This is a genomic window from Streptomyces sp. MMCC 100 (assembly GCF_041538145.2).
Taxonomy (GTDB): Bacteria; Actinomycetota; Actinomycetes; order Streptomycetales; family Streptomycetaceae; genus Streptomyces.
This window is the reverse complement of record NZ_JBGORK020000015.1, coordinates 1-12,878: the sequence shown is the minus strand read 5'-3', so window position 1 is coordinate 12,878 and position 12,878 is coordinate 1. Positions and strand designations below refer to the sequence as shown.

The window sequence follows — 12,878 nt, the reverse complement described above, 5'->3', positions numbered from 1 at the left end:
CCTTTGCCCGGGCGGAGACGGCCGGTGGGGACGGAGCCTTCGCACCGGCGGACGCGGACGACTCGCCGGAGTCGCTCCCGACGATCGCGTAGGTGGCGCCGCCGATCAGGACCACGGCCGACGCCACGGTCCATGTCATGCGGCGTCGTCGTTGCTCCCGGCGGGAGCGGCCGTGTCGCCGAGCTGGTGGGTTCTCATGCACGGGTGCGATGGCAATCGAATCAAAGTTCGAGATGCATGACGAATGGATCGCCTTCCCCCGCCACTGCCTCTCCAACGAGAGGAGAGCATGGGCAGCCTCTATCCGGACAAGAACTCCTGCTGCCCGCCACTGACGAGTGATCGCTTACGCCACACCAAGGGGCACGACCCATCGGCGTGGGAACCGAGCCCAACACTTGGGGTGTTTGCGTCAGCCTTTCAGGAGGAGCGGGCCTCATGGGAAGTCTGGGGGGCTGCGTTATGGTCGGTCTGAACGCCGATGGGGCTGGGATCTCGGCGTGAGTGGGTCTCCGGCGATCTCCGGGGTTGGAGCGGGACTCTCAGCCGACGTCACTGGACTGACCAGTAACGCAGACTCGCTCGACCAGCTCCGGGGCTGGGGCTGGGGCTGGGACAAGGAGGTCTCCGCGCACTATGAGCTCGTAACAGGATCTTGCTGAAGTGTCCTGGTCGGGCGTGTCTGTTGTGACGATCTGATCGTTCGGGGGCTGAGACGACTCGGCCGTGGATCGTGGACGACGACTTGTGGGCAGTGATCGAACCGTTGCTGCCGCCCTGGCCCGAGCGGTCTCCAGGGCCGAAGCCGGTGGACGACCGGTTGTGCCTGCAGGGCATCCTGTACGTCCTGCACCAGGACATCGCCTGGCAACTCCTGCCCCTGGAGCTGGGGTTCGGCTCCGGACAGACCTGCTGTCGACGCCTGGACCGCTGGCAACAGTCGGGAATCTTCGATCAGTTGCACCGCATCCTGCTCGCAAAGCTGAACGCGGCCGGCGAGCTCGACTGGTCCCGCGCGTGTGTCGACGGCTCCCACGTCCGCGCGAAAAAGGGGGAGAGCCGCGGCCGGCCCGTCGCCGGTCGACCGGCGCAAGACGGGCAGCAAACACCACCTGAGCTGCGACGGAAACGGCACCCCCGCTCAAGACCATCACCACCGCGGCGAACGTCAACGACATCACCCAGACCCTCACCCTGGTCGACGGCATTCCGCCGGTGGCCGGGCGTCCGGGCCATCCCCGCCGACGCCCCGACGCCATGCTCGGAGACAAGGCGTACGACTCCCGGGCCGTCCGTCGTGAACTGCACAAACGCCGGATCATGCCGGTGATCTCCCGCAAGGGTGCCCCGAACATCAAGGGTCTGGGCAAGCTCCGCTACGTCGTCGAGCAGACCTTCGCCCTGCTCCACCAGTTCAAACGCCTCGCCGTCCGAAGGGAACGGCGCCTCGAACTCCACGATGCCTTCCTCTCGTTGGGCAGCAGCCTGATCTGCTGGCGGCGACTTATGAAGACCGGATCGTGAACCTGGCGCCAGCTTCTAGTGTCCCGGTCCTGAGATCCTGTCGCAGTAGCGGCAGATGCGATCGATGATCTGGTCTGCGGTCTTGGTCCACTTGAAGGGCCGGCCTGCTCGTTCCGGATCTTGATCCAGTCCTCGAGGGCGGTCTCGAGCTCGTCGAGTGAGCAGAACACGCCGCGTTCGAGGCAGCGCCGCTGTAGTTCGGCGAACCACCGCTCGACCTGGTTGATCCAGGACGGTCGGGGTGAAGTGCAGCTCGAACCGGGGATGGGCCAGTAGCCACTTGTGGACCACCGGCGCCTTGTGGGCGGAGAGGTTGTCGCAGATCACGTGGATCGCGAGGCCGGGATCGGTCTGGCGGTCGATCTCGTCGAGGAAGTCGCGGAAGTACACGGCCCGGTGCTGCGCGGACAGCTTGCCGATCACCTTGCCGGTGGCGGCACAGTGGTCCTCCTCTTCGGAGTTGGTGTTTCTGTAAATTTCCGAGGAATGGGGGAGCGATTGGCCAGAACCGCTTCGCCGTCCACAATGGGTAGGCGTGACGGTGCATCACTCGTGAGACTGGCAGGGTGCCTATGGGGGCTCGTTGGGCTACTTGCTGTACTTTTCGGTCTCATGCCTCTGATGTGAACCGCTCCGGGTCTGATGGAGGCTCGATTCCCTGAGAGGATCGAGTCGTGGCACGTCCGTCCCCCTATCCTGCTGAGCTTCGTGAGCGTGCGGTACGCATGGTTGTGGAGATCCGCCCGAACTACCCGACCGAGTGGGCTGCGATGAAGGTGGTCGCGGCCAAGCTGGGGATCGGTGCGGCTGAGACGGTGCGGACCTGGGTCCGCAAGGTCGAAGTGGATGCTGGCCAGTGGCCCGGAGTCACGTCCGAGGAGGCCGCGGAGATCAAGCGGCTGAAGGCGGAGAACGCCGAACTGTGACGGGCGAACGAGATCCTCAAGGCGGCCTCGGCTTTCTTCGCGGCCGAGCTCGACCGGCCGTCGAAGCGCTCGTAGCCTTCATCGACGCACACCGCCAGGTCTTCGGAGTCGAGCCGATCTGCCGAGTCCTGACCAGTCACGGACTGAAGGTCGCGACGAGCACCTACTACGCGGCGAAAAGCCGCATGCCCAGCTACGGGGCGGTCCGCGACGCGGAGCTGAAGACGCAGATCAGCCGCGTCCACACGGACAACTTCAGTGTCTAGGGGGTCCGAAAGGTCTGGCGGCAGCTGCACCGTGAAGGCATACCGGTGGCTTGGGGCACCGTCGCCCGGCTGATGCGCGACCTCGGTCTGGAGGGCGCCCGACGCGGGAAGAAGATCCGCACCACCATCCGGGACGACGGCCACGAGAGGGCTGGGGATCTGCTCGGGCGCGACTTCATCGCGTCACGTCCGCACGGCGGTGGGTGGCTGACTTCACCTACGTCGCCACCTGGTCCGGGATCGTCTACGTCGCGTTCGTCGTGGACGTGTTCTCCCGGGCGATCGTGGGCTGGTCCGGTGCCGCCGGCAAGCGGGCCAAGCTCGTCCTCGACGCCCTCGACATGGCCTTGTGGCGCCGCGATCGCGCCGGAATTCCCGCTGGGCCGGGACTGGTTCATCATTCGGACATCGCAGTCAGTACACGTCTTTCGCGTTCACCGCGCACCTTCTCGAGGCCGGCATCGACGCATCGATCGGCACCGTCGGCGACGCTTTGGACAACGTGCTCATGGAATCCCAGATCGGCCTCTACAAGACAGAGTTGATCAAACACCGCAAGCCCTGGCACGGTCTCACCGACGTCGAACTCGCCACCGCGGAACGGGTCGACTGATTCAACAACCAGCGCCTCCACACCGCGGTCGGAGACATCCCGCCCCACGATCACGAGGCCAACCACTACGCTCAAATCCAGCCCCCACCGGCGGCTGGAGTCAACCCATAGAGCCTCCACTGATCCCGGAGCGGTTCACAGGCCGAGCAGGTCGGCATCGTCCAGGCGGTGCAGGATCTCCTCGTGCAGCCGGCCCCAGACACCGGCTCTCGACCAGATCAGGAATCTGCGGTGGGCCGTCGACTTCGATATCAAGCATGGCGGCAAGGACCGCCAGGCGACTCCACGCCGCGCGCGCCGCTGGGCACGCCCCCCGCAGCGCGGTGTTCGGCCTGGTGGACCGTCACCGGCACGAGGCTTGCGGTCCGGCTCCCGGTGCCCAGCCGCACGAGCATGACGTCCTTTCAGCCCGATCGTCCGCTACGTCTACTGCGGTGACCGGATCAAGAGCTGCATGACCACCCACAACCGGGGACCGAGCGTGATGAGGGCGCCGGACGGGCTCATCGTCCGCGGCCGGAAGGGCGGACCGGCTCCTCACCTGCGTGAAGCGCCGTAGAACGCTCGGCCGCCATGCCCTGGTGGCCGCCGGAGCCGCCTTCCGGCGTCCGCGATGCCGTGCGAAGCCAGGTCCCGGCATCGGCGAATGCGGGGCGGTCTTGGAGCCCACGTCCGGTCCAAACCGACAGGCAGCCGGAGACGCTCTCACTTAACGTGGATGGTGGCTCGGGGCGTCTTTCTGGAACGGCTCAAACGGCTCCTCGGACGATGCCGTCGTCGCGCGTACATGGGAGAACGTCATGGCCGAGCGCACTCTGCGGACTGCTGCTGTCCCCAGCGCCCTCGTGGACCCGCTCCGTAACCGCGGTGTGGCGTTCTCGCACGCCGAGCGGGATGCCTTGGGCCTGACCGGGCGGCTGCCTTCCGCGGTGCTGACACTGGAGCAGCAGGCCCAGCGTGCCTATCAGCAGTTGCAGGCCCAGGAGAGTGACCTCGCGAAGAACGTGTACCTGGAGCAGTTGCACGACCGCAACGAGATCCTCTACTACAAGCTGCTCACGGACCACTTGGTGGAACTGTTGCCGGTGGTGTACGACCCGACGGTGGGCCAGGCGATCGAGCGGTACTCGCACGAATACCGCCGCCAGCGCGGGGTTTTCCTGTCCATCGACCGGCCGGACGACATCGAGCGGTCTTTCGCCACTCTTCAGCTTGGGCCCCGGGACGTGGACCTGATTGTGTGCACCGATGCCGAGGAGATCCTGGGCATTGGCGACTGGGGAGTGGGTGGTATCCAGATCTCGGTCGGCAAGCTGGCGGTGTACACCGCGGCGGCGGGCGTCGACCCGGCCCGCGTCGTCCCGATCTCGCTGGATGTGGGCACCGACCGTGAAGCCCTGCTGAAGGACCCGTTGTACCTGGGCAACCGGCATCCCCGGGTCCGCGCCGACTACGACGCGTTCGTCGAGAAGTACCTCCGGACGGTCTCGGAGATGTTCCCGCATGCTCTGCTGCACTTCGAGGACTTCGGTCCCAGCAACGCGCGGCGGATCCTGGAGACCTACGGCGAGCGCTACCGGATCTTCAACGACGACATGCAGGGCACCGGAGCGATCACCCTGGCCGCAGCCTTGTCGGCAGTCAAGGTCAGCGGGGTGCCGATGCGCGAGCAGAAGCTCGTGGTCTTCGGCGCCGGCACCGCCGGGGTGGGCATCGCCGACCAGCTCCGCGACGCCATGGTCCGTGACGGGGCCAGCCGTGAACAGGCCACGAGGCAGGTGTGGCTGATCGACAAGCCAGGCCTGCTCACCCAGGACACCTCGGGCCTGCGTGACTTCCAGCAGCCCTACGCGCGCGACCCCGGGGAGGTCGCCCATTGGACGGACGAGGGCGGGAGGCACTCTCTGCTGGAGACCGTACGTCAGGTCGAACCGACCATGCTGCTCGGGACCTCCACCGTCAACAATGCGTTCACCCGCGAAGTCGTCGAGGCCATGGCCGCGGGCACCGAGCGCCCGCTCGTTCTCCCGCTGTCCAACCCGACCTCGCGCATCGAGGCCATGCCACAAGACATCATCACCTGGTCGAAGGGCAAGGCACTGGTCGCCGTCGGTATCCCCGTCCCGCCGGTCGAGTACGGCGGGGTGACCCACCAGATCGCGCAGGCCAACAATGCGCTCCTCTACCCCGGACTGGGCCTTGGCACGATCGTCTCGGGGGCGACGAGGGTGACCGACGGGATGCTGCTCGCGGCCGCCCGGGCGGTGGCGGACCAGGTCGATGTCTCCTCACCGGGGGCTTCTCTGCTGCCTCCGGTGGAGCGACTGCGTGAGTCCTCGGCGGTCACCGCGGCCGCCGTGGCCCGCGCCGCGGCCAGGGACGGGGTCGCCACCCGCACACCGGCCGACCTGGACCAGGCGGTCCGCCAGGCCATGTGGGTGCCCGTCTACGGCGACGGGATGATGGCATGACCGAGCAAGGGGCAGCCAGGGACGAGAAGGCTCCCCAGATCCACGACGTTCCTGTCGGCCTCAACGCCAGGGGCACCCGGCGGGAGACCGACTCTATGGGCGCCGTCGACGTTCCCGCGGACCGGTACTGGGGTGCGCAGACGCAGCGGTCTTTGATCCACTTTTCGATCGGCGACGACCGGATGCCCAAGGCCGTCTATCACGCCTATGGCCACGTCAAGAAGGCAGCCGCGATCGTCAACGGGCGCGCCGGGCGACTGCCGGCCTGGAAGGCCGAGCTGATCGCGAAGGTCGCCGACGAGGTCATCGCGGGCGTGCTCGACGACAACTTTCCGCTGTACGTGTGGCAGACAGGCTCCGGGACGCAGTCCAACATGAACACCAATGAGGTGATCAGTAACCGGGCCATCCAGCTGGTGGGCGGCGAGCTGGGCAGCAAGTCCCCGATCCATCCCAACGACCACGTCAACCTGGGGCAGTCCTCCAACGACACGTTCCCCACCGCCATGCACATCGCGGGGATCAAGGCGGTCCACGAGCAGCTGCTGCCCAGTGTCCAGGCCTTGCAGGAGGCCGTCGAGGCCAAGGCGGAGCAGTGGCGCGATGTAGTGAAGATCGGCCGCACTCACCTGGAGGACGCGGTCCCGCTCACGGTTGGGCAGGAATGGTCCGGATACGCTCACCAGCTGGCCCAAGCCCAAGGGCGGGTCGCCGCGTCCGCCGAGGGTCTGTACGAACTTGCGGCGGGCGGCACCGCGGTGGGTACCGGCCTCAACGCTCCGCCAGGCTTCGGTGAACAGGTCGCCACTGAGATCGCCTCGGCGACCGGCCATCCTTTCCGCACAACACAGAACAAGTTCGCCGCCCAGGGCGGTCTGGACGCCATGGTCGGTGCATCGGCCGGACTCCGGGCCCTGGCCGTGCCCCTGATGAAGATCGCCAACGACATCCGGTGGCTGGCCTCGGGGCCGCGCTGCGGGCTGGGCGAACTCGTCCTGCCCGCAAACGAGCCCGGCTCCTCGATCATGCCGGGCAAGGTCAACCCCACCCAATGCGAGGCCATGGTCATGGTCTGCCTCCAAGTGCTGTCCCAGGATGCAGCTACTGCCTTCGCCGGCTCCCAGGGAAACTTCGAACTCAACGCCATGCGGCCCTTGGTCATCAGCAACTTCCTGCACGCGGCCACCATCCTCACTGACGCCTGCAGCCACCTGCGCCAGTACTGCATCCAGGGCACCGAACTTCACCGAGAACAGATCGACTCCTACGTCGAACGGTCCCTCATGCTCGTCACCGCCCTCTCGCCGGTCATCGGCTACGACAAGGCCTCGGCCATCGCGCACAAAGCCGGCGAGGAGGGCTCCACCCTGCGCCAGGCGGCTCTGGACTCGGGCTCCATCAGCTCCGAGGAATTCGACCGCGTCGTGGACCCGGCCGCCATGGTTCGCCCGGCTCAGCGGGACCATTGAGGAGCGCCGGGCACGGCCAGGAAGCCGACGGTGCGGTTGCGGTGACAGATGGGCGGCCATCCACCCGGCAGGATCTTCAGTGGTCAGCGCGCCACACCCGCTGCAACGCCGCGCGGTTGACGCGCAGGAGCTCCTCCAGGTCGGTGTCGTAAAGAGAATCGTGCACCCCTTGGGAAAAACCTCCAGGACGCAGGGCTCCGCGGTACCCGTTCTTGTGCAAGGCGTGCAGGAGACGCCCGGTCGGGAGATGGCGTCCCGCTGTGTGGTGTAGGGGATTTCCGCGGCTGAGTGCGCGGGTTCTGCTCCTTCGGGTGCACCGTCTGCCGGTGTCTGCTCCCTGCTCAACTGGCGGGCCACCGTGCAACTGTCCGGAGTGAACGGGCAGTTCGACCCAAGCGCCCGGTTGCATCCGGGCCGGGGCCGCGGTGCACCGAGCGCGATGAGCTGAGCCGTGGCGTACTCGTAGCTTTGCTCCTGGCGGCGGGTCTTCTGCGCCGTCCGGTCGTGGAAGACGGTGCCGTCCGGCAGGAGCTTCACCGTGCGGGCGGTCGCACGGCCGGTGTACAGGGCGTTCGTCGCCGCATAGATCGTCCCGACGTGGCCGGGCATGACCAGACGCCCGGAGGCGGTACGCCGCGGGACCGGGTCGGCGAACGAGACGACGCCGCGCACTCCCTCGGTGAGCAGAAGCTCGAAGCAGCGGGCGAGGAACCAGCTCTCGGCGTTGCCGGGACACTCGTCCAGCAGGACGGAGCGGGAACACTCCACGGACTCGGTGAAGGGGGCCTTCTATGCATCAGGGCTGGCCATCGCCGCAGGTAGACATCGCAAGACCAATGAGTCGATGCATCGCTTGATTGGAGCAGGGGCCTAGGTCGTGTCCGCAAAGTGGTGGGCTCGTTGGGTTGTTCGTGGTGCGTCGTCATGAGCTGGCCGATGAGTCGTGGGCGGTGATCGAGCCGTTCCTGGCTCCGCCGCGGATGGGCCGTCCGGTGCGCGATCGCCGTCAGGTGGTCAACGGGATCCTGTGGAAGCTGTCCACGGGTGCGGCCTGGCGGGATCTTCCCGAGCGGTACGGGCCGTGGAAGACGGTCTACGAGCGCTTCCGCCGCTGGTCGGCCGACGGGACCTGGGACCGGCTCCTGGCCCACGTCCAGCAGCACTGTGACGCCGTCGGTGGGGTCGACTGGACCGTCGTGTGTGTCGACTCCACGGCCGTGCGAGCCCACCAGCACGCGGCCGGGGCCCGAAAAGGGGGCTCCGGCCGGGCGAGGCGATCGGCCGGTCCCGCGGCGGGCTGACGACAAAGATCCACCTTGCCTGCGACGGGCAGGGCCGGCCGCTCGCCTTCACGATCACCGCCGGAAACGTCAACGACTGCACCCAGTTCGAACAGGTCCTGGCCCGCATCCGCATCGAGCGGTGCGGGCCCGGCCGGCCCAGGACCCGGCCCGAGCGGGTCGTCGCCGACAAGGGCTACTCGTCCACGAAGATCCGCTCCTACCTGCGCAGACGCGGCATCAAGGCGGCCATCCCCGAGCGGATCGACCAGATCAACGGCCGCATCCGCCGGGGAGAGAGCATCTGCCGGCTCGACCGGGCCGCCTACCGACGCCGCAACGTCGTCGAGCGCTGCTTCAACAAGCTCAAGCACAACAAAGCCCTGGCCACCCGCTACGACAAACGCGCCCGCCACTACGAAGCCCTGGTCACCATCGCCTGCCTACGCATCTGGCTGCCCTGACTTTGCGGACACGACCTAGGGCCGACTGCGCAGGCCGTCGGCGACGGTCGCGGTGTAGGTGGTGAGGAGCCGTTCGAGGTTCTTCCCGTCCACGCGTAGCGCTCCGGGGCGCCAGGAGAGAGCGAGCAGGCCGTTCAGGGTGGCCCAGAACACCGTGGCGAGGTCGTCGGGATCAAGGTCGGGACGGGCAGTGCGGGCGGAGATCGCGTCGCGGATCACGCAGGCGAGCTTGGCGTTCTGCTCGCGGGTCAGCTCGGCGATCCGCGCCACCGCCTCCGGCTCGTCGGCCGGTTCGACGAGGATCCGGAACTCGTGCGGGCGTTCGTGCGCGAATCGGGCGTAGGCGGCGGCGGCACCGAGCAGCCGTTGTTCCGCAGTCCCCCCGGCGCAGTAGGCGGCGTCCATGTAGGCGCGGTTCTCCTCCATTGCCTGCTCGGCGACCGCCGTCAGGAGTGCGGAGCGTCCGCCGACGCGGTTGTAGATGGTCTGGATCGCGACGTCGGCGCGCTCTGCGACGGTTTCCAGGGTCAGCGCCGTGGGGCCCTCGGTGGCGACGATCTCGCGGGCGGCGTTGACGACCGATTCGCGGGTGGCGGCGGCGCGGCGCTGAGTGCGCGTCGGCTTCGCGGACGGCGCAGTGGGCGCCGGTGTCAGCTCGGTCGTCTCGTGAGGGTCGGACATGACGGCAGTGTATCCATACCCAATAATGGAACCTCTTCCATAATTGGAAGTGCTTCCATTAGCGTGGGGGCATGGAACGAACCGACGTGACCTTCCCGTGCCGGGGTGAGTGCTGCGCGGCATGGTTGTACACACCGGCCGCAGTGGCCGGGGACGGACGCGGCCGGCCTGCCGAGAAGCACCCGGTCGTCGTGATGGCGCACGGCCTGGGCGGGGTGAAGGAGGAGCGCCTGGACGCGTTCGCCGAGCGTTTCGCGGCCGCGGGGTACGCATGCCTGGTCTTCGACTACCGCTACTTCGGCGCCAGCAGCGGCTCGCCCCGCCAGCTGCTCGACATCAAGAGCCAGCGCGAGGACTGGCGCGCCGCCGTCGCGTACGCCCGCACCTTGCCCGGCGTGGACCCCGATCGCGTCGTGGTCTGGGGGACGTCCTTCGGCGGCGGGCATGCGATCGTCACCGCCGCGCAGGACCCCCGGATCGCTGCCGCGATCTGCCAGTGCCCTTTCACCGACGGCCTGGCCTCCGGGTTCGCGATGTCACCCGCCACCTCGGTCAAGGTCACCGCACTGGCGATCCGCGATCTCGTGGGCGCCCGCCTCGGGCGCGCACCGGTGATGGTCCCGACCGCCGGCGCGCCGGGATCGGCCGCGCTGATGACGGCCCCGGACGCGGTCGCCGGCGTTGCTGCCCTGATGCCCGAGAACGCGTCGTACCCCAAGGACGTCGCCGCCCGGATCGCCTTGCAGATCCCCCGCGACTTCCCGGGCCGCCGAGCCAAGGACGTCGCGTGCCCGATCTTCTTCGCGATCTGCGAACGCGACACCGTCGCGCCCGCCAAGGCGACACAGAAACATGCCACGCAGGCACCGCGGGCGGAGCTCAAGCTTTACGACGCGGGCCACTTCGACATGTACGTCGGCGACTGGTTCGAACGCAACGTCACCGACCAGCTCGACTTCCTCGCCCGCCACGTGACAGTCGCCTGAACACCGCCACCGGCCGACCTCTCAGGACCCAGGCCGCCATCCGCAGTTCCCTCACGCCCAGGAGAACCCTCATGCCTCGCTACGACCTCGCCGGACGCACCGTTTTGCTCACCGGCTCCACCGGTGGGCTCGGGACTGCGCTTGCTCGCGCGCTGCACGACCGGGGCGCCAACCTCGCGCTGCTCGACCTCGACGGTGACCTGGCCCAACGACAGGCAGCCGACCTCGGGCCCACAACGATCGCTCGGGGCTGGGCCGTCGATGTCCGTGACCTCGCTAGCGTCCAGAGTGCCGCCGATGCGGCTGCCGAGCACTTCGGCCGCATCGACGTGACGATCGCCGGCGCCGGCGTGGGGTCCATGGCCCCGCTGGAGCGCATCGACCCCGCTGCCTGGGAACGGATCATCGACATCAACCTCAACGGCGTCTGGCGCACCTTCCGCGCCGCGCTGCCGCACGTGAAGGAGACCAAGGGCTACATGCTCGCGGTCTCCTCGATGGCCGCCTTCGTGCACTCGCCGCTCAACGGCCCCTACGTCGCCAGCAAGGCCGGCGTCTGGGCACTGTGCGACGCCACCCGCCTCGAAGTGCGGCACTACGGCGTCAGGGTGGGCAGCGTCCACCCCACCTTCTTCAAGACACCGATGATGGACGACGTCCACTCCGACCCCGCCGGCAACACGCTCTGGCAAGGAAACAAGAGCGGGCTGTGGAAGATGATCCCCCTCCGGACGGTCGTCAACTCCATCGTCGCGGGAATCGAGCGGCGCTCGGCTCTCATCGTCCCCACCCGGATGAATGCGATCGCCGCCCGCATCCCGGGCCTTGTGCGTCCGCTGGTCGACCGGATCGGGTTCCCCGGCAACACCATCCCCGACGCCATCGCCCAGGCTTCCGAAGCCGGCTGGATCTCACGGCGCTGACCCCCGGCACTCACCCCAAGGAACGGGCATGACACAGCACAGCACGCTCCGCAGGATGGGCCTGATCGCAGCAGGAGCGGCGGCCGTGATCGGTTCGCGTCGGGCGCGAACGATCAAAGCCGTCGCCCCAGAGCTCCGCAGCCCCGCCCTGTGGTTCCCGATCACCACCTGCGACCCGGTGACGCTGTGGCTCACCCGCACCATCGGCCAGCGATACGTCCCCCCGATCGCCGACGGCGTCACGGTGACACAGCACGACATCGAGCACGGCCAGGACGTCTACCTGTACCGCCCCAAGAAACCCGGCGGCGGCGCACTGCTGTGGATCCACGGCGGCGGAACCATCTCCGGCACCCCCGAGTACGACCACGCCCTGTGCAGCCGCCTCGCCCGCGACAATGACGTCCTCGTAGTCAGCGCCCGATACCGACTCGCACCCGAGCACCCCTTCCCGGCCGCGCACAACGACTGCTACGCCGCACTGCACTGGCTGCACCGCTCCGCCGACCAGCTCGGCATCGACCCCGACCGGATCGCCGTCGGCGGCGGCAGCGCCGGCGGCGGACTCGCCGCCGGAATCGTCCAACGGGCCGTAGACGAAGGCATGCCGGTCGCGTTCCAACTGCTCCTCTATCCGATGCTCGACGACCGGACCACGACCCGGCCGCCTTCCCACCGCGGACACCTGGTGTGGACCCGACGCTCCAACGCCTTCGCATGGGCCTCGTACCTTGGACCCGACCACGCGCTCCGGGACCTGCCCCCCTATGCCGCACCCGGACGACGCACCAACCTCACCGGACTCCCACCCGCATGGATCGGCGTAGGCGACCTCGACCTCTTCTACGAGGAAAGCCTTGACTACGCACAGCGCCTCACCGCCGCAGGGACACAGGCCGAACTACTCATCGAGCCGGGCATGTACCACGCGGCCGACTACCTCAAGCACAAAGCGCCACCGATGCGCACCTTCCGCCAGTGCCTGTCCGGCGCAATCGTGCGAGGACTCAGCATTGAGGACCGAACCCAAAACGATCCCTATTCGGGTGGCCGGAGTCACGGCAACGTGCCCCGGCTACCCGACTGAGAGGCTGGCGGGGCTGTAAATCGTTCGGTGTAACTCCCGATCATGGAGGATGCATCGATGGCCAGTGAGAACGTGGCCGAGCACGAGGCCGGCGAGGCGGCAGCGGCTTCGCCGCCCAAGGCCGTTGACGACCAGCTGATCGATGACCTGGTGGGCCGGGCCCAGGCCGAGGGCCTGCAACTGACCGG

Annotated in this window: 7 protein-coding genes and 5 pseudogenes; 8 read left to right on the top strand and 4 right to left on the bottom strand. The window is 67.9% G+C overall.

Going from position 1 to position 12,878, the window contains the following annotated elements; all coding sequences use genetic code 11:
* Positions 1-730: 730 nt before the first annotated feature.
* Positions 731-1,524 (top strand): annotated as a pseudogene (locus ABS735_RS38625) (IS5 family transposase).
* 15 nt (positions 1,525-1,539) lie between these two features.
* On the opposite strand, the gene ABS735_RS38620 reads toward ABS735_RS38625, so the two are convergent.
* A complete protein-coding gene (locus tag ABS735_RS38620; RefSeq protein WP_373906612.1) occupies positions 1,540-1,947 on the bottom strand; it encodes a transposase in 408 nt (135 codons plus the stop codon).
* Positions 1,948-2,198: 251 nt separating this feature from the next.
* On the opposite strand from ABS735_RS38620, the pseudogene ABS735_RS38615 reads away from it, so the two are divergent.
* A pseudogene (locus ABS735_RS38615) lies at positions 2,199-3,440 on the top strand (IS3 family transposase).
* Between the two features lie 33 nt (positions 3,441-3,473).
* Here ABS735_RS38615 and ABS735_RS38610 read toward each other — a convergent pair.
* Positions 3,474-3,614, bottom strand: a pseudogene (locus ABS735_RS38610) (transposase); the annotation flags it as partial.
* Positions 3,615-4,129: 515 nt separating this feature from the next.
* On the opposite strand from ABS735_RS38610, the gene ABS735_RS38605 reads away from it, so the two are divergent.
* Together ABS735_RS38605 and fumC are read left to right on the top strand one after the other, a co-directional pair.
* Positions 4,130-5,800 (top strand): NAD-dependent malic enzyme, encoded by a 1,671-nt coding sequence (locus ABS735_RS38605; protein ID WP_373906611.1) that lies wholly within the window; start codon positions 4,130-4,132, stop codon positions 5,798-5,800.
* Complete coding sequence (gene fumC, locus ABS735_RS38600) at positions 5,797-7,269, top strand: class II fumarate hydratase (protein WP_373906610.1); 1,473 nt, start codon at positions 5,797-5,799, stop codon at positions 7,267-7,269. Before ABS735_RS38605 ends, fumC begins: the two co-directional genes overlap by 4 nt.
* Before the next feature lie 456 nt (positions 7,270-7,725).
* Here fumC and ABS735_RS38595 read toward each other — a convergent pair.
* Positions 7,726-8,037: pseudogene (locus tag ABS735_RS38595) on the bottom strand (Mom family adenine methylcarbamoylation protein); the annotation flags it as partial.
* A 146-nt stretch (positions 8,038-8,183) separates the two neighbouring features.
* Between ABS735_RS38595 and ABS735_RS38590 the strand changes: the two are divergent.
* Positions 8,184-9,013 (top strand): annotated as a pseudogene (locus tag ABS735_RS38590) (IS5 family transposase).
* Between the two features lie 15 nt (positions 9,014-9,028).
* On the opposite strand, the gene ABS735_RS38585 reads toward ABS735_RS38590, so the two are convergent.
* Positions 9,029-9,694: a TetR/AcrR family transcriptional regulator gene (locus tag ABS735_RS38585; RefSeq protein ID WP_373906609.1), complete on the bottom strand. Its 666-nt coding sequence runs from the start codon at positions 9,692-9,694 to the stop codon at positions 9,029-9,031.
* Between the two features lie 71 nt (positions 9,695-9,765).
* On the opposite strand from ABS735_RS38585, the gene ABS735_RS38580 reads away from it, so the two are divergent.
* The 3 genes from ABS735_RS38580 (at position 9,766) to ABS735_RS38570 (ending at position 12,690) form a co-directional block, all read left to right on the top strand.
* On the top strand, positions 9,766-10,680 hold the full coding sequence (locus ABS735_RS38580) for an alpha/beta hydrolase (RefSeq protein WP_373906608.1): 915 nt from the start codon (positions 9,766-9,768) through the stop codon (positions 10,678-10,680).
* A 71-nt stretch (positions 10,681-10,751) separates the two neighbouring features.
* Positions 10,752-11,603 (top strand): SDR family NAD(P)-dependent oxidoreductase, encoded by an 852-nt coding sequence (locus ABS735_RS38575; protein ID WP_373906607.1) that lies wholly within the window; start codon positions 10,752-10,754, stop codon positions 11,601-11,603.
* Between the two features lie 28 nt (positions 11,604-11,631).
* Positions 11,632-12,690 carry an alpha/beta hydrolase gene (locus tag ABS735_RS38570; RefSeq protein WP_373906606.1) on the top strand — a complete coding sequence of 353 codons (1,059 nt, stop codon included), beginning with the start codon at positions 11,632-11,634 and terminating at the stop codon, positions 12,688-12,690.
* The last annotated feature ends 188 nt before the right edge of the window (positions 12,691-12,878 follow it).

Bases quoted from the DNA above. Each gene is read 5' to 3' on its own strand.
- ABS735_RS38605 (WP_373906611.1), top strand. From the start codon at position 4,130: ATGGCCGAGCGCACTCTGCGGACTGCTGCTGTCCCCAGCGCCCTCGTG.
- fumC (WP_373906610.1), top strand. From the start codon at position 5,797: ATGACCGAGCAAGGGGCAGCCAGGGACGAGAAGGCTCCCCAGATCCAC.
- ABS735_RS38585 (WP_373906609.1), bottom strand. From the start codon at position 9,694: ATGTCCGACCCTCACGAGACGACCGAGCTGACACCGGCGCCCACTGCG.
- ABS735_RS38580 (WP_373906608.1), top strand. From the start codon at position 9,766: ATGGAACGAACCGACGTGACCTTCCCGTGCCGGGGTGAGTGCTGCGCG.
- ABS735_RS38575 (WP_373906607.1), top strand. From the start codon at position 10,752: ATGCCTCGCTACGACCTCGCCGGACGCACCGTTTTGCTCACCGGCTCC.
- ABS735_RS38570 (WP_373906606.1), top strand. From the start codon at position 11,632: ATGACACAGCACAGCACGCTCCGCAGGATGGGCCTGATCGCAGCAGGA.